Here is a 22597-nt window from a genome sequence, read left to right as displayed (position 1 = left end):
ACCAAGCATCCGTACAGCATGTACGAGTTGAAGATCTGCCGTGACTACCGTGATGGCAAAGTTACCGAAGAGGATCTGGATAAGTGCAGCACCTGCGACATGAACTGCGTGATCAACAATGGTCTGAGTGAGGCATCCAAGGAACAGCTGAAGCATAAGACCGGCGAGGAAATCGTGGATGCCGATATCGCACAGCAGATGGAGACGAAGTAATGAGTGGTCGATTGGATAGGACGACAACGAATTGCTGTAAAGGAATTGCAGCAATGGTTATTATGTTGCATCATATATCGTTTCGGCTATCAAATTTACCTGTATATGTGAAACCGATTTGGTACATTGCGTTTCCGATTGTTGGATTCTTTTTCTTTATGTCCGGCTATGGATTGACCTGTGGGTTACTGCAAAAGAAAAATTATCTTCAAGGGTTTCTGTCTAAAAGACTTTTGAATATTATTGCTCCCTATGTGATAGTCGCAATCACCTGGATAGGGCTAGAAATTATCGGGGGGGGGCAGACACCTGCAAGAGCATTCGCTGAAGCATTCACAATTCGATATATTCAACCACTTTGGTTTATATGGGTGATAATAGCTGCATACATTGTGTTCTACACAGTGTTTAAACATACAGAAATCGATGTGGGAACATATTGCTTTGTAGGCATAACAATTGCGTATATTTAAATTAGTGCTTTTGTTAACCCACGAGATGAGATGTATGCATCCATTATTGGAATGCCTCTCGGAGTTCTGTGGGCTGAACACGAGAAAAAAATAGCTGCGTGTTTTGAAACAAATTTTTTGAAAAAAGAATTTATTGTGGCCACAATGTTTGTAGTTCTTTTTACTGGGAGGCTTGTTCTAAGCATATTAGGTTTTGATAATCAATTGTTTCAGACGGTTCTTCGGAATATTATCACAATTGCATTTATTGTTCCTTTGATTGAATTATTGAAAAAAGTGAAGATACAGAAAAGGTTTCTGATTTGGTTAGGAACAATATCTTATGAAATTTATATCATCCATCCGTTTATTCTTTATTTCTTTGAAAAGGAGACAGCGGAAGGAAAACAAGTAGGTAACTTGGAAATTGTATTGTGGACGATTGGGCTAACACTACTTTTGTCAAGTGTGTTGAAGGTTGTCCAGGATAATTTAGCTAGAAAAGTGAGAGCATAAAATGACAGTAACAGTTTTAACCCCTACCTTTAATCGGGGGGGGATTACAAAGCCTCTGGGATTCGCTACAAAAGCAAACTGTAAAAGAGTTTGAGTGGCTTGTAGTTGATGACGGAAGTACTGATGGTACGAAAGATCTAATTACTCAGTTACAAGAAAAAAGTGATTTTCCAATACGATATATTTATAAGAACAATGGCGGAAAACACACTGCTTTAAATGTAGGAATACAGACCATTTGCAGCGAGCTTACCTTTATAGTTGATTCGGATGACTGTGTGACAGATGATGCAGTTGAGTCGATACTGAAGATTCACAAGAAATACAGGTCACAAAACAATATCTGTGGATATGCGTTTCTTAGAGCATTCCCTGATGGTAAAGTCAATGGCAAGAAGTTTGATGTAAATGAAAAAATAGGTTCCTATATTGATGTGCGCGTAAATGGTGATGACACCGGCGCAGATAAGGCAGAGGTGTTCAAAACACATTGCTTGAAGGAATTCCCATTTCCTGAATACCCGAATGAGAAATTTCTTGGGGAAGACCTTGTTTGGGTTAGAATGGCCAGAGAATATGAGATGGTACATATTAATAGGGCCATTTATGTTGGAAATTATCTCGAAGGTGGATTGACCAATAATCGTCGCAAGCATAATATCGCTTCGCCGATTGGGTGTATGCATCGAGCCGAGGAATTCATGGAGTCCGACTTAAAGACAAGATATAGAATCAAAGGTGGACTACAATATATTGTATATGGAAGATTTGCGGGAGTCAAAGTTATTGACTTGATTCGCAAATCAAGACATAAAATTCTTGCAACAGTGTGCATACCGGGGGGATTGCTCTTATACGCCCGATGGAACAAAGCACAGTAATTCGATTGATTAAGTAACTAAATGTCTTCTGTCAGTAGATGATAGGAGATATTTAATGAAAGTACTTGTTATTAATCCGATTATGTACACATCGGAAACAAAAAATATAAAAAGAACTGCATCAATAAAAGACACAATGATGTATGATTTTTGCTTGGCGTTCCATGAAATGGGTCATTCTGTAACGCTAGTTGGAGGAGAGCCGTTCAAACCGACAAAAAGCGAAACATATCCATTTGAGGTACTGTGGTGGAAGTGTAAGTGCCAAAAAGTCTGCATGCCGCACTGCTTGCCGTTTATGCCAGAGACGTATCAGTATGTAAAACAACATCGTACAGAATACGATTTGATTATTACAAGCGAAGTGTTCTCACTGAACTCTTTGATGGCATATCGAGTAGCACCAGACAAGACAATTATCTGGCATGAACTTGCAAAGCATAATGCCATTATGAAGAAAATACCCTCAAAGATTTGGTACGGAGTTATAGCAAGGCTCTTCATGCGAAATGCAAAGGTTGTTGCACGCTCAGTAGAGGCAAGAAACTTTGTGAAGAAATACTGCAAAAATACGGATGTAAAAGTAATTGATCATGGTGTCAACCTCGATAAGTTTAAAGCATCTACTGAGAAAGATAACAGTTTCGTGGTGTGTTCGCAACTGATTGAACGAAAGAAAATTGATGGAATCCTTGAAAAGTTTGCCAAGTATCTGAACCAGTATAATGCTACATGCCGATTATACATTATAGGCGAAGGAGAGCTGAAGGAAAAACTTCAGAGTATGGCACAGACTCTGGGAATTGCTCCGAATGTGATTTTCACTGGAAAGATGACACACGATGAACTGCTCCCGATTTTGTCTAAATCAAAGGCATTGCTTGTTAATACGGTGAAAGACAACAATATGATTTCCATTGTAGAAGCGATTGCAGTTGGAACGCCCATTGTAACTACGGATGTTCCGCTAAATTCTACCTATATCAAAGAATATCAGCTGGGTATTGCGAAGAAACAGTGGGATGAATCCAATTTGAATGATGTGGTTTCTAACAGTGAAATGTATGTTGAAAACTGTATGAAATACAGATACAAACTTTCTACAAAACAAAGGGTAGAACAATTTTTAGAGATAGAAAAAGAAAGGCTTGACAATGGAAAAAAGTAAAAAACAATATTTTAATGAAATAAATATAATGCGTGGAATGGCTGTGCTTTGTGTCGTCATTGGACATTCTTTTAATCCGACAGAAATGCCTACTATTTTGGGTTTTATAAAAAGTTTTGTTTATTGTTTTCATATGCCAGCTTTTTTCTTTATTAGCGGATTTCTTGAAGGCGAGAAAAGACGTAGCATTAGCGAAAAGAAACAAGCTATTGTAAAAAAAGCTAAGCGGCTGATGGTGCCGTATTTCTTTTTAACAGTGGTCACAGCCGTTCTTAAGCTATTATTTGGAGCATTTGCAAGGAATCCACTTAATTATTCTACTCTTGCAGTAGATGTTTTAATTGGAAGAAACAATCCGAATGGTGGTCTTTGGTTTCTGTATGCTTTGTTTGTTATTTCTATTTTGGGAATCTTATTTGATAGTGTGAGTCGTACGGTTTTAGCGGGTGTTATGTTTGTACTATATATGCTAAACACTGTTGTATTAAAACAGTCTGGATATATTGTTGGCTTTTTCCTGAGTTACGCATGGATTTACTTTATGGGCGGTGCTGTGAGAAAGTATCTTTTTGAAATAATAAAGAATTCCGAACTACTCATGTCAGTAAAAGGAATAGTGTTAATAGCGGTTGTTTCCGTAGGATATATGATGCTTGCGTTTGTTAGTATTTATAAGTCTCAGTCTTGGATTTTGGCAACTGCAGTAACCGTTATTGGCGTATTTCTGCTTTTTGTTATTGCAGTGCAGATTGAACATTACCATTGTGGAGAAAAGCTATGGATGGTGCTAGGTGATTATGGAATGGATATATATATGATTGGCTATTATGTGCAGCAGGCGATTTTTGTTGTATGTGGCAAAATTTTAGGATTTGATTATTTAGTATACGCATGGATGATGCTGTTTTTTGGATTGATTGCTCCGATTTTTCTGTCAAAATACGTCGTTAGAAAAAATCATATGCTTTCAACATTGATTCTTGGGAGGTGAAATGGTGAATTATCTTATTTCTGCATATAGCGTGAACCCTTATAAGGGTTCAGAGGATAGTATTGGTTGGAATTGGGTTTTACAGTACGAGAAAAACTATAAAGAAGGAGATAGAATAATCCTTCTTACTAAGAAATTCAATGAGAAGGACACGAGAAGAGGTCTCAAAGAATTTAATATACAACATGTCGAATTAGTTACTGTTGATGTCCCTAATGCACTTAACTGGTTCAGAGAAAAGCATTCCGCTTTTCATCATATGTATTATATTTTATGGCAGCATTGGGCATGGCTTTGGGTTAAACATTCAGGAATCCGTTTTGATGTAATTCATCATGTTACTATGAATGATTACAGAATCCCAAGTGAGTTATATAAGGCTAAAGGTGCAAAGGTGATTTGGGGACCAATGGGTGGTGCACAGGTAACACCAAGGCCCTTGAAGGTCTATGAAAAGAATCAACTGGTTGCGAGTTTTAGAGAGTTTGTAAATAAGAGCTGTTCATGGAATCCCTTTTATAAGAAAGCACTGCGCTCATATTATAAGATATATTGCATAAATAATGAAACTCAAAAGCAAATTTCTCGCATCGTAGGAAAAGATGTGCCATTAATGCCGGAGTTGGCATTAAGAGATGAATACAAAAATCTTCCTATTCGGAATGGAAACAACGATATTTTCAAAATCGTTTTTGTAGGAAGATTGATTGGAAAAAAAGGAATAGCTTTTCTTATTGACGCTCTTTCTTTGATGCCTACAGATATGAATTGGGAACTCTTGATTTTTGGTGATGGCGATGATCGTGGATTAATTGAAAAACAAATAGCAGATAGTGATATTGGAAAAAATGTAAAATTAATGGGTAACCGTCCGCTGAATCAAATTGCTGAAGCATATCAGCAGGCAGATGTTTTTGTTTTACCGAGTCTTAGAGAAACAAGTGGAAATGTGCTACTTGAAGCAATGGCATATGCAGTGCCAATTGTTGCATTTGATACAAGTTTCTGTAGACTGCTAAAGGAAGTTGACTGCGGTGTATTTATAAATACGGAACAGGCACTTGACAACATCAAGGAAGACTATTGCAAAGCAATTGTAACACTGGGACAAGACAAAGAACTAGCAAAGCAGATGGGCCTGAATGGTTATAAATATGTGAACAGTAAGCTAACATGGGATGAGAAGTATAGAATTATTGTTAACGATATGTAATTGTAGTACTGCTGTATGAAAAATACAGTTTAGCGCATCTATGAGGAGAATATGATGAATCAAACAGAAGAAAAAATTAAATTTAGTGTTGTACTGCCAATTTATAATGTGGAAAAATATCTGAATAGATGCCTTGATAGTGTCATGAATCAGACCTACAAAAAGCTTGAAATTATTCTTGTTGATGATGGCTCTCCAGATAATTGCCCACAAATGTGTGATAATTGGGCAAAAGTTGATGATCGTATTAAGGTCGTACATAAAAAAAATGCTGGTCTGGGTGAGGCGAGAAATTCTGGCTTAGATGTTGCTACTGGAGATTATATTGTTTTTTTTGATAGTGATGACTATATTGATACAAGACTGTTTGAAGAATTATATACAGTCATAATTTCCGATAATCCAGATTTGATTGAATTTGGACATCATGACGTCGATAGACAGGGGAATATTACCAAAACATTTATTCCAAAAACACCGTTGGAAAAGTATGAAGGTGAAGAAGTTTTATCAAAATTTTTACCAGAGTTAATTTGTACAGATCCTAAAACAGGAACAGCCAGTGACTTGTTAATGAGTGCATGGAGTTGCTTATATAGAAGACAACTATTGGTAGAATGCAACTTCCATTTTGTCTCCGAACGAGAGTATATTAGTGAAGATGTGTATTCGCTAATGAAACTCATGCCGAATGTACATAGTGTTAGTGTTGTACAGAAGGCATATTATTATTATTGCGAAAATGACCAGTCGCTTACACATGTATATAAGCCGGATCGCTTTGAAAAGCTTGTCGCATTTCAACTGCATTTAGAAGAATTATGTGCATCAGATGTTTATAGCGATGAAGTGAGATACAGGATTAAAAGACCTTTTTTGGATAACTTGCTTGCTTGTATGAAAAGCGAAGTCAATTGTGTAAAAGAAATTGGTGTTAAAGAAATCCATCGTTCGATTTCCAAAATGTGCGCAAATAAGATGGTTCAAGAAATTGTACGGTTGGTACCAGATGCTAGTTTTTCAAGAGCAAGAAGAATGATTCATTTTTGTATTAGACATAAGATGAGTTTCAGCACTATCGTGTTGATAAGAGCTCAACAATATTTAGGGAGATAAAAGCATGCGAAGAGAATTATTTATAGTTACACCAAAGAAGTGTATATTTTGGATACTATACGCATGCATTGTGTTCTCTGTAGCGTATAGTTTGTTTGGTATTAGCCTTTCAACATTCTATTTGTGTGATGTTTTGAATTTGATGTTGCTTTACTTTGAAGCAAAGTATATTAAGGAGATTAAAAATCGATGCGCCCCTCTTCTCTATATTTTGATTGCACTTTTGCTGTTTTTAATGGTTGGCGCTGGAATAAATTATGTAAAACCGTTGCTCATTTTTTGGGGAATAAGAAATCTCTGCCGCTATTTTATATTGTTTTTTGGAGTAATTCTCTTTTTTACACTTGATGATGTCGAAAAAGTGATTCGATTTTATTTTGCGTCACAAATATTTAATGCGCTTGTTGGTATATATAAGTATTTTGTCCTTGGGCTTTTTAGCGATGATTTTGGTGGAGGAATTTTTTGGGGCGGTGGTGGCTTGAATCCATTCTGCCTGTTGCTTTTATGCTTTTACTCAAGCCTTTATTTTGCTAAAAAAACTACATTCAAAAAATTTGCGTTTATTATTGCGGCTACATTTATGCTAGGTGCAATGGCTGAGGAAAAGATGATGTTAATGTTGGCCGTGTTATGCATTATTTTGTCAGCACTGATTAATCAATATGTTGAAAAAGGTCTTACAGTTAGAAAGTTAGGTATTCTAGTTGGTTTATTACTGGGCTTTGTGGTTGTTATCAATTTGGTTGATCGTTTGGCACCGGATATGTTGAATATTCTTTTTAATAAAAAGAATTTTATGGATTATGCAACTGCGACTTTTGATGAGGGGTATAGAATTCCACGTGTCGGATCATTCCAAGTGATTAATAATTTATTCCTGAGAACTCCGATTAAAGAGTGGTTTGGTTTGGGTATTGGTAATTGTGATACATCTACATTCTCTTTTTTTCAGAGTGACTTTTATAGAGCCTATGGAGATTATAATTATCGTTGGTTTACAAATCAATGGACGTATCTAGAATGTGGAATTATCGGTTTTGGGTTGTACGTGTTTTTCTTTGTTACATTGATTATTACATTGTTGGCAAAATTGAAAAGGTATTCTAATGCGAGCCGGCCGTATATGACAACAAGTGCTATTTTCGCAGTGGCTATGATTTTTTTGATGTGGCACAGCTCAGCAATTCGAGTGGATACAGCTTATATAATTTATTTTGGAATGGCAATTGGTTTTGTAGCAATGCAGTATGATAGCAACGAAATTAAGGAGGATTGCTAAAGTGAATATAAAAAGCATTTTGAGAAAGGCTGCTTATGGGTATAAGGCAGAATCATCATCTTATATTGAACACTTAAGATCGATAGGAATGAAAATTGGAAGCGATTGCATTATATATGTCCCGACAAAGACGCTAATTGATGAGCAGTATCCGTGGATGATTACTATTGGTGATCATGTAAGGATTACTGAGGGTGTAAAAATTTTAACACACGATTATTCATGGTCGGTTCTTAAAAATTGTCGGGGGGGGGGGGGAATCCTTGGAGCTAGTGGTATAGTCGAAATAGGAAACAATGTATTTATTGGTATGAATACAATTATAGAAAGAAATGTGAAAATAGGCGATAACGTTGTGGTTGGAGCAGGGAGTCTAGTTACAAAGGATTGCGAGTCTGACAGCGTTTATGCGGGCGTTCCAGCGAGAAAGTTGATGAGTATTAATGAATTCTTTGACAAACGTTACGCTAAACAAAAGGCTGAAGCGAAAGAATTAGCTCAGAGGTATTATGAGCGTTTTAAACGTCGGCCCGATCCAGAGGTTTTTCATGAGTACTTTATGCTGTTTGAAACAAAAAGTAGCGTTTTAATAAATAATGTGTTTTTAAATAAGCTTAAGCTAGGCAATACAGAAAAGCAGTCAATTGAGTATATGGAAGAACATGCTCCTGAATTTTCAAATTATGAAGAATTTATGAGGTATTGTTTTGATGATGAGAAAGAAAAATAAAAGATGTGTCTTGATTTTACCGTACTTTGGACAATTTAATAATTATTTCCCGCTTTTTCTTAAATCATGTGGGGCTAACCCTACATACACATGGATGATTTTTACTGACAATGAATTTAATTATGTCTGTCCAGAAAATGTTCATGTTATTAAAACTACACTTGATGAAATACGTAAGATAGCTAACGAAAAATTTGGATTTAAGATTGTACTTGAATCAGCGTATAAATTATGTGATTACAAACCTGCCTATGGTTTTCTGTTTGAGAAATACATTAAGGATTTTGATTACTGGGGTCATTGTGATTGCGATTTGATTTTTGGAAACCTCGAAAAAAATGTTACACCATTGTTGAACGAGGACTATGATAAATTGTTCGCTGCGGGACATTTGACAATATATAAAAATACGTATGATAATAATCGTCGCTTTATGAAGTCTTTTAAAGGACGCGTTTTATATAAAGAAGCATTTACAACGGACAAAATATTTGTGTTCGATGAAGACTGTAATGGTCATGACAATGTTCATAGTATTTTTCGTGAAGATGGAGCAAGGATTTACGAAAAGGATTTAAGCATGAATCCTTCTATCTTTTCTGCAAAATTTATTAGAGCATTTTATGATGTTTCTAAACACGACTTTGTTAATGAAACGTATAAAAAGGCACGGTATTATTGGAATAATGGAAATGTTTTGCGAATCGAGTGGAATGGTAGTGAACTTGTGAAGACAGAATTTGCTTATATTCATCTCCAAATGCGTAAAATGCGTGTTAAAGCGTCTGTACAAGATGCATGCTTTGAAATTTTACCAGATAGGTTTGTTGAGCAAGAGTTGCCGAAAAATCGTAGCGAACTACATTTGTTAACAATCGGATGGCCATATTTGTACTGGATTGATAATTATAAGAAGCGGGTAACCAGAAAGTGGAAGCAGATCGTTAGAAAGACAATCTGAATATATATTGTGACCTAGTCATTTAATAGTAAAAGGAAGACGAGGATGAATTTATGATACCTAAAGTAATACACTATTGCTGGTTTGGAGGGAATCCTCTTCCAGAAGAAGCAAAGCGCTGTATTGAATCATGGAAAAAGTATTGTCCAGACTACAAGATAATAGAATGGAATGAAAATAATTACGATGTAAATAGCAATGAATATATGAAAGCAGCTTATAAAGAAAAAAAATGGGCTTTTGTATCTGATTATGCCAGAATTGATGTTGTGTATAAGTACGGTGGCATATATATGGACACTGATGTTGAGTTAGTAAAGAAGCTTGATAGTTTTTTAAATGATAGAATGTATTGTGGGTGGGAAATGAGAGACCCATTGCTAGACAAACTAGGAAGAAGCTATGAGAATTCTGTGGCGTTTGGATTGGGATTTGGTGCAGAGAAAGGCCATCCAGCTTTGAAAAAGATTCTTGATTTATATGATAGGATTTCCTTTTATAACGAAGATGGAACACTGAATTTAATTGCGTGTCCGCATTATCAAACGGAAATTCTAAAAGAATATGGACTAGATGATACAAGAAGAACGTATCAACACTTAGATGCAGGAATTGTGGTCTATGAAGAAGAGGTGTTTTCGCCGAAGTCACCACTGACGGGGAAGATTACAATTACAGATAAAACTGTAAGTATTCATCAATTTTCAATGACTTGGATTAACGAAAAAGAAAGAAAGCTTCAGAATATAGAATGGAATCTTACAGAACGGTTTGGATATGGATTTGCTCATATGTTTTCTAAGATTATTTCTTTGCCGTATAGAGTAGAAAAAAAGATAACTAAGATGGTGAAAAAGTCCCAATAAGGTTGACTGTGTAGAAATCCGATGTTAAATAATGGAAGGAGTTCTTGGACAATAGTCCGTAAAAGATAATGCAAAAATCATTAACTAAAAATTCAATATATAACGTAATTTATACAATAGCTAATATCCTGTTTCCTTTTGCTACATCTATTTATGTCTCAAGGATTCTTCTGCCGGTTGGCGTTGGCAAAGTGGCTTCTGCACAGAATATTGTTTCCTATTTTGTAACACTTGCAGCACTTGGATTGCCATCCTATGGAGTACGAGAGTTTGCAAAAGTTAGAGAAAAAAAACATGAAAGAAACAAATTGTTCACCGAGCTCCTACTTGTGAATATTATATCGACAACTTTGGCAGTTGTTGGATTCATTGGTCTAGTTGTTGCTAATGAGGGTTTTAATGGACAATGGACACTTTATGTAGCCTGTGGTCTTTCTATTGCCTTTAATTATCTTAACATTGACTGGATGTATCAGGGCCTGGAAGAATATGGATATATTACAGGGCGAAGCTTACTTATTAAAGGCCTCTCTCTTTTGGCATTATTTTTATTTGTGAAAACAAGGGAAGATTATGTAATATATGCGCTTATATCTAGTTTGGCCACAGGCGGAAATTATGTTTTTAATGTTCTGAACGCAAGAAAATATGTCGCACTTGATTTCTCTAGAATCGAGTTAAAACGCCATATGAAACCTGTTCTCTTGATTGCGTGTATTATATTCTTATCGAGTATTTACAATAAAATTGATGTGACAATGCTTAATATCTTGGCGACGGATGAATCTGTTGGATACTACACATACGCACAGAAGACAATTGCAATGGTTTTGACTATGGCGAATGCTATTACTGCTACATTGCTACCAAGACTTAGCTATTACTATGACAATGACAGACAAGGATTTTATAAATTATTAGATAAAGGTTTTCAAGTCCTATGTTTTATGACTTTTCCGATGACAGTAGGAATGGCGCTTGTTGCTCCGCAAGCAGTTGAGTTCTTATACGGCGAGGCCTTTGAACCCGCTGTTTTAACAATACGCTTGATGTGTCCTCTGATTCTGATCAAAGGCTTTGGAGATTTGTTCTGTTACCAGCTTGTTTATAGTACAAAGAGCGAAAAGATTATTTTGCCTGCTTCAGCATCTGCATCTGTGATAAATATTATAACGAATGCAGCTTTAATTCCTACACTTCTTCAAAATGGTGCTGTAATAGCTTCTGTATTTAGTGAACTGGTCACAAATGCTGTTCAATTCATCTATATGAAGAAAAAGGTGAAATTTACCATTAATATGAAAGCATTGACGAAGGGGCTTATTAGTACAGCAGTGATGACATTGAGTGTCTACATCATTATGCAGTTTAAATTGCCAAATACTATTGGGCTTATATTAGAGATTTTATGTGGTGTTATCGCATACACAGCAGTAAACTTAGTTATGAAGAATACCTTGATATTCGAGATTGTGAATAAAGTGAAAGGGAAAATCTCACATAAGGCCTAAATATGAAGAAAGTGGGATGATGGATGCAGTGCAACGCAATAAAGATTACAAACTGATAGATTTGATAAAATTTTTGTGTGCATATCTTGTAATTGGGATACACACGAGACCACTTCAAGCTGTTAGTGTTCTCTTAGACAAAGTTGTGTACTATAATATATCAAATTATGCAGTACCGTTCTTTTATGCATGTACTGGATATTTCTTGATTGTTAAACAACCGGAAAAAGATTTGCATACAAAACTTGGCTACCGCATAAAAAAGATTTTTAATATTTATATCATATGGTCTATCGTATATTTGCCATTGACAGTTTATGGATGGTTTATTGAAGGAAATAAAACAGTAGAATATGCAGCTCTTTGTATTCGGAATTATATCCTCGTGGGAGATAATTTTTATTCATGGGCGCTATGGTATCTCAATGGTTTAATCTTCGCCTTGATTCTTATAGATATTTTATCAAGAAGAATTTCAATAGAAAAGATTGTAGGTTTTGGATCAGTGGCATATCTTGTTGGTATAGTTCTTACCGCTTTTGGGGGGCATCAAGACAAGCTACCGGCATTATTAGCATTTCCAGTTAATATTTATTTCTCAATCTTTGCGACGACAAGAAATGGTCTCTTTCAATCGTTAGTATTTGTTTCTTTGGGTATGTATATTGCTGACATTGAGAAGTCAGGTGAGTTGACAAAAATTCTTCACAAGGGAAAGATTGCATTATTTGCTTATCTAATAAAAATTCCTATAAGCCTTATCGGGGGGGGGCAGTACCTCAGCCAGATGCTTGACCTTCCAATCTTTTTCATGCTACTTCTGCCTGATTATATATAAATGTCCAAAGATGGAACTTCATGGAGATTTTTATAAGAAACTAAGAAACTTAAGTGGAACAATATATTTTGTCCATATGTACTTTGTGGCATTGTGTGCACTTGTTTTGTATAAGGAAGATTACCATAATTTCGTATTCCTTCTTTATTTGCGCAGGAAGTGCGACTTTAATTGCTATACTATTCAATTACATTAGGGAAAGGAAAAGATGCAAGCAGTAGCTGATGACGTTTTTTATAGTATATATCAATATTTAGGATTCGGGCTGATTTTCGCAGTAATATGTATGATCGCCTTGCCCGAAGTAGAACATAAAGGATTAAAGAAGTGCCTTATTCATCAGTGGCATATGCTTAGAACGGATAAGATCACTCGATATAAATTTGCATTCTTTACCATCCTGTTTATGGTGCTGTCTAGAACTTTGATTTGTCGCAGTATATGGCAATGTCCGTGGGAAAATATAATTGGGGAATGGGGAGTTTTCACTTCAGATGGCACCCTAAATACGGAAGGGATGCTTAATGTTTTTCTGTTTGTCCCACTTGCTTATTTTGGAGTGCTAGGATTTTGTCAACAAGATGGTTTGGACAAGGAAATCTTGTTTAATATTGTAAAGACCTCCTTTGGCTTTTCATGTTTAATTGAAATATGCCAGCTTTTTTTTAGAGTAGGAACATTTCAGTTATCGGATATTTTCCAAAATACGCTTGGCGGTTTTATAGGTGTAGCTGTTTGGGCTATGCAACAAAAAATAATGAAAAGAGGAAGAAAAAATATGAACACAACATTACTTATTATGGCAGCTGGCATCGGCAGCCGATTTGGAACGGGAATTAAGCAGTTGGAGCCAGTGGATGATGCTGGACATATCATCATGGACTACTCAATCCATGATGCGATTGAAGTTGGTTTCAATCATGTAGTATTTATTATCCGTAAGGACATTGAGAAGGAATTCAAAGAGGTTATCGGCGATCGCATTGCCTCCATTTGTTCTTCTCATAATGTAGCTGTTGACTATGCTTTCCAAGATATCAATGATATTCCGGGAACTCTGCCAGAAGGCCGGACAAAGCCGTGGGGAACTGGTCAGGCCGTGCTTGCAGCGAAGAAGGTCATCAAGACCCCGTTCATCGTCATCAATGCAGATGATTACTATGGCAAAGAAGGTTTCAAAGCCGTACATGAGTATCTGGTGAATGGTGGCAAGTCCTGCATGGCAGGCTTTGTGCTGAAGAACACGCTGTCTGATAATGGCGGTGTGACCCGTGGAATCTGCAAGATGGATGAGAATGGAAACTTGACTGAGGTTGTGGAAACAAAGAATATTGTGAAGACTGCAACCGGAGCAGAGGCAGACGGCATGGCTGTGGATGTGAATTCTCTTGTATCTATGAATATGTGGGGCCTGACTCCAGAGTTCTTGGATGTGCTGGAGGAAGGCTTCAAAGAGTTTTTCGAGAAGGAAGTACCCAGCAATCCTCTGAAAGCAGAGTACCTGATCCCCATCTTTATTGGAGAATTATTGGAGCAGGGCAAGATGTCTGTGAAGGTTTTGAAAACCAACGATACTTGGTATGGTATGACCTACCATGAGGACGTTACAGCCGTAAAGGACAGCTTCAAAAAAATGCTGGAGAACGGCGTGTATAAGGCTGACTTGTTTAGTGATTTATAATATACTGGGAGCGTAAGCTCCCTGTGTTGCTCGAAACTTTGCACACCTCTTCGTGGTGAGCAGCAGGCAACACATGAAAGTGTGGCTAAGATGCAAGAAAATGTTGAAAGTTGCAGTTGAACAAAGGAGGAAATATACAAAATGGCGATGAAACTAGAATTTAATAGTATAAAGAATCAAAGTATATTTCAACCAGAATTTCAAAGTTTCTCTGTAAATGGATATAATGTAATTGAATTTAAAAAGCAACCACAAGCAGCAGGAGGAATTGCGGTCGTATATGCGCCTAATGGCACAGGGAAAAGTTCATTAACAGCTGTATTAGGCAATGAAAAAACAAGAGAAGATTTATCGTTTGAAGCAATCTATAATGGTAATCAGGTTATTCAACCGGAAACAAAAGCGTTTCATACTATTGGTGATCAAATAAGCCGTAATGTTATAGAGGGAGAGACATCCGATTACCTGATTGGGCAGGACATAAAGCGGGAATATGTGCTGAAAAAGAAGATAGCAGACGGATTTGAAACAGCATTCAATGAATTAAATTCCGAATATAAGAATGACTATAAAACGACAAAAGTATCGGACTATTTGTTGTCTGTTATGCATGACAGAAACCCAGAAGCGTATACATTTGTTAGAGATATCGTAAATAAGCAATCAAAAGGTAAAAACATAGATAGGAGTCTTTTTTTAACTTATGTTCGTGATGTGCAGAAACAACCAAGACTAGTAGATATTAATAGAGAGAAAAGAGAATTTGTTATAAATAATGTAAAAATTGTAGAATGTCTATTGCAAATTGATTTGGCACAGATTGTTGCGAACGCAGATGTACAAGAAATTGAACAAAATGATGATGCAATAAATATTTTGGGAAAGTACAAACACTTGCATAGCTGCATTGTTTGTGATAACGACCACATTGATGGAGATTCACTACTTCAAAGAAAGCAAGAAAGAAGAAAGCGAATCTATGATAGCTTGGATGTGAAAACAAAAGCTCTTTTAAAAGATGTTGCGATGGATTCAAAATTAGGGGTGAGCGATCCTTTTGAAATCAAAAATACAGTTTTGGCATTTATTTCGTATGGAGAGTTAGAACCAATTACAAGTCTTCGAGAAGCAATATTAAGCTGTGTTAATGAAATAGTAGATGAAATGATCGTTGCATTGTTTAATGTGTTTATTCCGACTTCTATGTACTCTTGGTGGGACGAGTATTCAACTTTATTAGAAGCACAACCAACATTAGACAGCGAAGAACTGCTTTACATTCAAGAAATTATTAGCGAGAATATCGGACGCAATATTCGAATAACAAGAGATGATGACAGTGATCATAATTTCAAGCTAATGCTAGATGATCAGGCACTCCTTGGATTGGATAGAAGCGAAATGCATTTAAGCAGTGGTGAGCAAAATTTTATATCTCTAGCATTTGCACTTCTTCTTGCGAGACATTCACGACAAGAATTTATTGTATTGGATGATCCAATATCGAGTTTTGATTCGGTATATAAGAATAAAATTGTCTTTTGCATTATAAAATTTCTCGAAAATAAGAAACAAATTATTTTGACCCATAACACAGATTTGATACGATTGCTAAATGTTCAGTTGAAAGACTGTTTTAATTTGTATATTTTAAATAATGTGGATGGTGGTCGAAATGGATTCTTGCCGGTGAAAAAAGATGAAAGAAATATACTAATTAGTCTATCTGATTTGGTAAAGCTTTTTCAAAATAAAAACGGAACATTAGAATCGATAATTCATGATAAAAGACTTTTTTTAATGGCGATGATCCCCTTTTTGAGGGGATATATCCATATTATGAACGATCCTGAAGATTTATATGGACAACTTTCTAGGTTGATGCATGGTTTTGAAAATGGATCGCTCGATATAGCTGATGTTTATAAAAAGACTTTCGGGTATGAGGTGGAGCCGACAGAGATAATCTCTGTTTCAGACATATTAAATGCTCCAGTTGCGGGGCTTGATATTATTGATGCAGAAGAGTATCCCCTTTTGGCAGATACGTTGATACAAACATTGATTTATTATCATACACGTATGAAAGTTGAATCTGAACTGGTGAATATTTTTAATATACCTCATACAGAAGGACAAGTTCTTTTATTGGCGGATATTATTCAGAAGGCATTTAGACCAGCGGTAGGGGCAACACAGGAACAAAAAGACAAGGCGAGAAATAATAGGGTGTTTTTTACTTCAAGAAAAACATTGTTGAATGAGTTTAATCACTTTGAGGGAAATATGAATATTTTCCAGCCAGCAATAGATATAACCGAAGCTGCGCTACAAAAGGAAGTTGCTGATATTGAAAGCAAGTTGATGCAATTGAGAGCAGAAATGCGATGATTCATTAATTAAGCCTATATTGCCCTTACCTTAACACAGTACTATACTTAAATCACTATAAAAGGAAAGAGGTTATCACAATGCCCAGAACGAAAGGCAGCAAAAACCGTCCCAAAACTAATATCACCAAAGACTATGCATCCCAGATCGTAGAGAAGCAGGAGACTATTGCATCTCTGAATACTGAGATCGCATCCATCACCGCAAACATTGACACTTTAAAGGCTGATTTGAAGGAGAAGAAGACTGCTCTGAAGAAGGCCGAAAAAGAAGTGGCATCCCTGGAAGCGAAGAAGGCCAAGGCAGATGCTAAGGCTGCTGAAGAAGCTAAGAAGGCAGAAGCCGAGAGTGTGGTTAGGAGATTATTAGCCAGCGGTATGAGCGCGGACGAGATTCTGGAAAAACTGAAATAAACAAGAACCCAAGAAAAAATCCAACATTGGGGTCAGACCGTGCGTCCAGGTAAGGGTATATAGTCCGGTGGGTGGAAGCCCCATTAAATAAGCTGCTAACCACAGCATTTGAAGCGAGTCTTAAGTCTGCCGCGGTAACGTTGCAGGCTAAGCGTAGACAGCAAGATAACAGGGATAGCTATTGACCACCGAAATCCCAAAGTCACCAGAGGGTCGACATCGTGGCCTGGATGGAAGACAACATATGTATTTATCGTTATGGTGAGATTTTATATACCTCTGTGGTGTTGGTTGGAACTATTCATGTTATACAGGGAATATATATCAACTGGAGAGAACCTGCATTTTCTTCTGTAGTGTGTAAACAGAAAGTATAGCTGATAACCCATAGAAGGATAGTAAAAGGGAAATGTAGAGAAGTAAATTGTTTGTCAGCAAGAACGAGAATATGCAGTTTGTTCAATAGAACAGATATTTTGGAAGAAGTGGTGGAGATGAATATAGTTATAAAAACAGATTTTTGGAAGAAACTAACTCCTTTAAATATTTTGCGAGTGTTTCATTTGTGGGTAATTGGTATTGTTATTGTCATTACAACAATAGCGTCAATATTTGTACCGCCACTATTCTATATAAATGAAAATCAAATTTTATATGGTATGTCCTGTTTGGCGCAAGTCACGGCTGCATTGTTTGCATTAATTTTGGCTGCATATACAATAGCGGATACGCGATTGAAGAATATGGCTACGAACGATGAGACTTTACTGGATTATATTCCAGAACTTCAAAATGAGTATTATTATATTATAATCAGAATTTCTGTGAATTGTCTTGCGACCATTCTTTTGTGTTTTGTAATACTTAATGTATATGACAATTTATCTCAAAAACTGTTTTCTGTATTGATGGCTGATACTGGCGTATTAGGCGCTATATCTATTGTTTCTTTAACGCTTTTTGTTTGGGCTGTGTGTGATCCGAAAGCTTTTCAGCAAAAAGGCGAGGCAATAAAAGATGAAATGGATCAGGCATACGCTGGAAATATGTCAACGGATGATTTTAAAATGTTCCTGGGATATTATAATAGGTTGGAATCACTGATTAATAAATATGCTGCAGAACTGTTAGATGATAATAGTATATATAAATATCAGCGTAAACGCATGCTGATTTTTCCAGCATTAGATATTTTGATGAGTCGAGGAATATTTGATGAATATATTTGCTTAAAGATAGATGAGTTTAGAAGATATCGTAATGCACTTGTCCATAGCATGAATCCTGAATCTATTAACAGTGGGATATATAATGAATTAAAAGAAGTTTATGAGTTGCTAAAAAAAGTTTATTTAGCTGATGAAAAAGACAAAAATATACATATATCAAAATTATCCGATTATTGTAAAGAACACATTGTAAATGAACTTGATAGAAAGGTGATAGATTATTTGCAATCGCATTATGATGCAAAACTCAATGATATTGCACAAGGTATCGGTGTTTCAAAAGCAACGGCGACAAAAAGTATTAGAAAACTTGTTCAGACTGGAATGGTGCATGTTGTTGGCTCAAGTGGGACAGGTACAAGTTACAATTTAACAGAAACGAAAAATTAGGGGGGATTTTAGAGAATACAATTATAAAGTATTATTTTTAAAAATCATAAGAAAATGGTCAATGCATCCGGGCAGGGATAGACAATATATAGTAGATAAAACGAAAGAAAGACACCGCAATGCTCAGAAAGAACATTGGGGTCAGACCCCATGAAGAAGAAATGATTTTTTTCTAAAGAAACTATAAACGAAAACGAGAGCATAGGCTACTGGCGCTGCTCTAATAATTACATAAAATTTTGTGGAAGGCACATTGGGCGCTACAAGGTATGGAAAGGAGAATTATGAAAACAACATTACTTATCATGGCAGCTGGTATTGGCAGCCGCTTCGGAACAGGAATCAAGCAGTTAGAGCCGGTGGATTATGCTTTCCAGGACATTAACGATATTCCGCGAGCCTCTCGGGGTCAGACCCCATGAAATACCTTACATCCTGCGTCGATCAGTACAGTAAACATTCCCACAAGGGGGAATCCCTGACAGTTGATAAAGTAATTAAGCCCTGTAGCCATCAGTGCGAAAAAGGTACCTGTTGTATAAATAGTCAGGTAGGTATTGGCAAAGATATACCGCAAGAAAATCTGGAAAAGTGCCGATATACATATCAAGGGAACGAAACATACGCCTTCCTTATGTCTGACAAGTATATCATGGCATTATATACGCATTGTCTGGTGGCGAGGAAAGAGACTGCCATACAGGGGATGCAGATTGAAGGCTTTACGGAAAAAGAGTATGGGATGGTCAGGCTAGAGAATGTGGGGGATGTTTTGTTTCAGGCACTCTTGTTTGATGATGTAAAGTTTCAGACAGGAAATATAATTGGAGAATTATTAACAATATATGTCTTAGGAAGGGAAATTTACTGATGGTAAAGAGAGATGAAGATGTTATTAATCAGATACTAGAATATGTTTCAGATGAAAGATACTGTCAAGCTATTTTGCTTGATGGTGAATGGGGGTCAGGAAAAACTTTTTTTGTTAAAGACAAATTACTAAACAGGTTACAGGAGATGATCCCGCAAAAAAGAATATATTATGTTTCATTGTATGGCATGTCATCTTCTAATCAAATTGTAGATGAAATTTATTCTTCGATAGTAGAAGAATTTATAGAGGAAAAACTGGGTGAAGATAAAGGAAAAATGCTTGAGAAAGGGATTTCATTTACATCGAAATTGTTTGCTGCAGGAATGAAATATTTTAATTTGGATTCTAAGGATTTACCTCAACTATCTGATTTAAAGGAATTGAAAAAATCTATAATTATTTTTGATGACCTAGAGCGCTGTGAGATAGAAGTAAATCGAACACTTGGTATACTCAATAATTTGGTTGAGCATAATGATATAAAAATTATTTTGGTAGCGAATCAAGCCGAGATTGGAAAAATGAATTTTTCTAAAGGGCTTTCACATAAATATCAAATAGCATTAGATGATAGAGTTAATTTAGATGAAAAGGGTAGTTCAAAGGAAAATAAAGTAAGTTATACAAAAGAACAGTTAATAAGGAGAACAGAACAACTTTTTTCAGAAGATATTTTTTATAAAAAGGTTAAAGAAAAACTAATCGGATTGACAATCTACTATCAACCTAATTTATCTGATGTGTTTATGACTATTATTGATGAATATATTAAGGAAGATAAAACAAAACAATATTTGTTGGAGCACAAGCAAAAGATAGTAAATATTTTTGAAGCACAAAGACATTACAATATCCGCACTTTGATTTTTGGCTTAATTGCATTTGATAAATTTTATAGTATTGCAGATGGTATTGAGTTTGAACCACATACGTATATTGAGTCTGAATTGGATAGAGTGTTGAGATATACTATGATTTCCGCAATTCAAATTAAGCTGGGACAGGTTGTTTATTCATGGGCAAATAACTCTTCAAAATCTGGAATAGTGTACTATGATAGAAAAAATGTTTACGAAAGTAGGGTATATGGATACAAGTTTGTTGATGACTATTTATTGCAGTGTAAGTTAGATAAAAAAGAAGTTGAAAAGGTAATATTGGAAAATGTAAACGAGCAAAAAATTATTGATGATTCGGATAAACTGGAAAAATCGTTACAATATAGAAAATTGCATTCATGGTGGGAGTTGGAAGACGAGGATATAGAAAAAATTATTTCTGATATATTGCTTGAATTACAAGGACAAAAATACAATCCAAGATATTTTAAGGAAATAATTGTCACACTTATGCAAATGGAATATCAAGGAATTAGTTGTTTTGATTATAGAGATTTTGTTGAACCGATGGAACAGAAATTAAAGGTATATACGGAAGCGTTTGAACTTCGATATTTGGAAGTTTTAAGCGATAATGCGGAGTTTGTTGAGAAGTATAATGAAATAGTTAAGCCTTTATTTGAAATTTTGGAAAATAAAGAAAAGGGTGAAAAAAAGGGAAATAATGATTTTCTATGTAATCACGAAGCATGGGATGATACCTTTGGAAAAAGGTGCGAAGAACATAGAGAAGAATACATAAGTGATAATAAATTTTTCTACTATATTGAGCCGGAGAAATTTATTACCCAATTACAAAATGCTAAAGTTATCAATATTTATAATTTTATGGATGGTGTAAGAAAAGTATATAGTTTTTCAAACTTGAATGAATTCTTTAAATCAGATGCTTCGAATATAAAATGTATATTGTATAATATTGATGTTGAGAAGATGAGTCAAGAGAAGATAACCAGAAATATGGCATTTGTAAAATTAAAGAGCAAATTACAGGAATATTTGGAACTTATAGAGAAACCAATATATAAAATTTAGTAGAAACAGCGTTAGGGCAGTTATAAGTCGAGAGATTTGTTGCTGCCCTTTTTTAGTGCTTTTGGACACAATTTCTAGAAGTGGGAAGGAAAAACAGACAAATGAAATCTAACAGAATAATGGAACGTGAGGTAGCAAATGGGAGCAGTCCTTTGAAGCTGGATCATATTGAATTTTTGGATTATTCGTATTAGGAGATAATATCAAAGGAGAAGTTGCTGGAGGTGTTATCCTATTTGCTGAGGATAGGTGATTTCAAGTAGTATGGTGGAAAGACTACCCTAAAAAATGTTTATATGAACCTGCGAGGGAAAAAACTGTATTTAAACGAACCAAGACAGCCATAGAGAGAAATAATATATTTGCAACAAGCAAAAGGTTATGCAAGGAAGTAAAATCCGCAGTATAATAGAAATGTATATTTGGAAACAGTCAGATGTTATTTTGATATACCCAAGAAAGACTAGAAAAGTGTCGATATACTTATCAAGGGAACGATATATACATTTTTCTAATGCTGGATAGAGTATATGGCATTGTTGGTTGGAATATGTTTCTACTTTTGTGATAATGTATGAATGTAAACACATTGGATAATTGTTACTTTGATAAATGTAAAGTATAACATTAAGAGTTGTATGGGGAATGTTAATAAACAAAGAAAAGAGTATATAGAGAATAGTCGAGTTAATTGGGAAAAAATGAGGTGAAAAAAATGAAGGATATTGAGACGTATTATCATCAATATATAAAAGCTAGAAAACATACGAAATGTTTGTATTTAGAAGAATATTTTCAAGATACCACAAATGAAACATATTGTTTTTTGGAGCTAGCAGTATATTTTAACTCAGTAGGAATAGTTGAGTCTGAATCAATTCATGAGGTGAATAGCAATAATTCAAAATGTGGGGTACAGTGTGATATTAACATAGAAGTTTTAAAGT

19 protein-coding genes and 4 pseudogenes are annotated in these 22597 nt (G+C 35.5%); all 23 read left to right on the top strand.

All coding sequences use genetic code 11. From position 1 onward, the window contains the following. A pseudogene (locus tag AC075L_RS12190) lies at positions 1–213 on the top strand (radical SAM protein); the annotation flags it as partial. Beyond that, positions 213–686: an acyltransferase family protein gene (locus AC075L_RS12185; protein ID WP_476387730.1), complete on the top strand. Its 474-nt coding sequence runs from the start codon at positions 213–215 to the stop codon at positions 684–686. The pseudogene AC075L_RS12190 and the gene AC075L_RS12185, both read left to right, overlap by 1 nt. 30 nt (positions 687–716) lie before the next feature. Beyond that, positions 717–1181, top strand: coding sequence for an acyltransferase family protein (locus tag AC075L_RS12180; protein WP_476387729.1), 465 nt, complete (start codon positions 717–719; stop codon positions 1179–1181). A 32-nt stretch (positions 1182–1213) separates the two neighbouring features. Then, on the top strand, positions 1214–2062 hold the full coding sequence (locus AC075L_RS12175; protein ID WP_476387732.1) for a glycosyltransferase family 2 protein: 849 nt from the start codon (positions 1214–1216) through the stop codon (positions 2060–2062). 55 nt (positions 2063–2117) lie between these two features. Further along, positions 2118–3230, top strand: a complete 1113-nt coding sequence (locus AC075L_RS12170) for a glycosyltransferase (protein ID WP_476387728.1) — start codon at positions 2118–2120, stop codon at positions 3228–3230. Next, positions 3217–4221: an acyltransferase family protein gene (locus AC075L_RS12165; protein WP_476387727.1), complete on the top strand. Its 1005-nt coding sequence runs from the start codon at positions 3217–3219 to the stop codon at positions 4219–4221. The genes AC075L_RS12170 and AC075L_RS12165 overlap by 14 nt, the downstream gene beginning before the upstream one ends. Position 4222: 1 nt before the next feature. Further along, entirely contained in the window at positions 4223–5434 is a 1212-nt protein-coding gene (locus AC075L_RS12160; RefSeq protein WP_476387726.1) for a glycosyltransferase family 4 protein, read from the top strand. Positions 5435–5485: 51 nt separating this feature from the next. Next, positions 5486–6550, top strand: coding sequence for a glycosyltransferase (locus AC075L_RS12155; RefSeq protein ID WP_476387725.1), 1065 nt, complete (start codon positions 5486–5488; stop codon positions 6548–6550). Between the two features lie 4 nt (positions 6551–6554). Continuing rightward, positions 6555–7832: a hypothetical protein gene (locus tag AC075L_RS12150; RefSeq protein ID WP_476387724.1), complete on the top strand. Its 1278-nt coding sequence runs from the start codon at positions 6555–6557 to the stop codon at positions 7830–7832. A 1-nt stretch (position 7833) separates the two neighbouring features. Continuing rightward, the gene (locus AC075L_RS12145) at positions 7834–8562 is read left to right on the top strand and encodes an acyltransferase (RefSeq protein ID WP_476387723.1); all 729 of its coding nucleotides are present in this window, start codon (positions 7834–7836) and stop codon (positions 8560–8562) included. After that, positions 8543–9523: a DUF6625 family protein gene (locus AC075L_RS12140; RefSeq protein WP_476387722.1), complete on the top strand. Its 981-nt coding sequence runs from the start codon at positions 8543–8545 to the stop codon at positions 9521–9523. The genes AC075L_RS12145 and AC075L_RS12140 overlap by 20 nt, the downstream gene beginning before the upstream one ends. 47 nt (positions 9524–9570) lie before the next feature. Then, positions 9571–10389 (top strand): annotated as a pseudogene (locus AC075L_RS12135) (glycosyltransferase family 32 protein); the annotation flags it as partial. A 68-nt stretch (positions 10390–10457) separates the two neighbouring features. Further along, positions 10458–11900 carry an oligosaccharide flippase family protein gene (locus AC075L_RS12130; protein ID WP_476387721.1) on the top strand — a complete coding sequence of 481 codons (1443 nt, stop codon included), beginning with the start codon at positions 10458–10460 and terminating at the stop codon, positions 11898–11900. Between the two features lie 16 nt (positions 11901–11916). After that, complete coding sequence (locus AC075L_RS12125; protein ID WP_476387720.1) at positions 11917–12738, top strand: acyltransferase family protein; 822 nt, start codon at positions 11917–11919, stop codon at positions 12736–12738. Between the two features lie 208 nt (positions 12739–12946). Next, positions 12947–13468 (top strand): annotated as a pseudogene (locus tag AC075L_RS12120) (VanZ family protein); the annotation flags it as partial. Between the two features lie 48 nt (positions 13469–13516). Next, positions 13517–14419 carry a sugar phosphate nucleotidyltransferase gene (locus AC075L_RS12115; RefSeq protein WP_476387731.1) on the top strand — a complete coding sequence of 301 codons (903 nt, stop codon included), beginning with the start codon at positions 13517–13519 and terminating at the stop codon, positions 14417–14419. Positions 14420–14560: 141 nt separating this feature from the next. Beyond that, positions 14561–16810, top strand: a complete 2250-nt coding sequence (locus tag AC075L_RS12110) for an AAA family ATPase (RefSeq protein WP_476387719.1) — start codon at positions 14561–14563, stop codon at positions 16808–16810. Positions 16811–16890: 80 nt separating this feature from the next. After that, positions 16891–17223 (top strand): hypothetical protein, encoded by a 333-nt coding sequence (locus AC075L_RS12105; RefSeq protein ID WP_476387718.1) that lies wholly within the window; start codon positions 16891–16893, stop codon positions 17221–17223. Positions 17224–17651: 428 nt separating this feature from the next. Further along, positions 17652–18842 (top strand): winged helix-turn-helix domain-containing protein, encoded by a 1191-nt coding sequence (locus tag AC075L_RS12100; RefSeq protein ID WP_476387717.1) that lies wholly within the window; start codon positions 17652–17654, stop codon positions 18840–18842. Between the two features lie 284 nt (positions 18843–19126). Next, positions 19127–19207 (top strand): annotated as a pseudogene (locus AC075L_RS12095) (sugar phosphate nucleotidyltransferase); the annotation flags it as partial. A 341-nt stretch (positions 19208–19548) separates the two neighbouring features. Beyond that, complete coding sequence (locus AC075L_RS12090) at positions 19549–19713, top strand: hypothetical protein (RefSeq protein ID WP_476387716.1); 165 nt, start codon at positions 19549–19551, stop codon at positions 19711–19713. Continuing rightward, positions 19713–21650 (top strand): P-loop NTPase fold protein, encoded by a 1938-nt coding sequence (locus tag AC075L_RS12085; RefSeq protein ID WP_476387715.1) that lies wholly within the window; start codon positions 19713–19715, stop codon positions 21648–21650. The genes AC075L_RS12090 and AC075L_RS12085 overlap by 1 nt, the downstream gene beginning before the upstream one ends. Positions 21651–22365: 715 nt before the next feature. Next, a partial coding sequence (locus AC075L_RS12080) for a hypothetical protein (protein WP_476387714.1) occupies positions 22366–22597 on the top strand: 232 nt, incomplete at its 3' end.

The organism is Blautia sp. ZXY-1-B12, assembly GCF_056339915.1.
The sequence above is the reverse complement of the archived record's forward strand: the minus strand, read 5'-3'. Positions and strand labels throughout refer to the sequence as shown.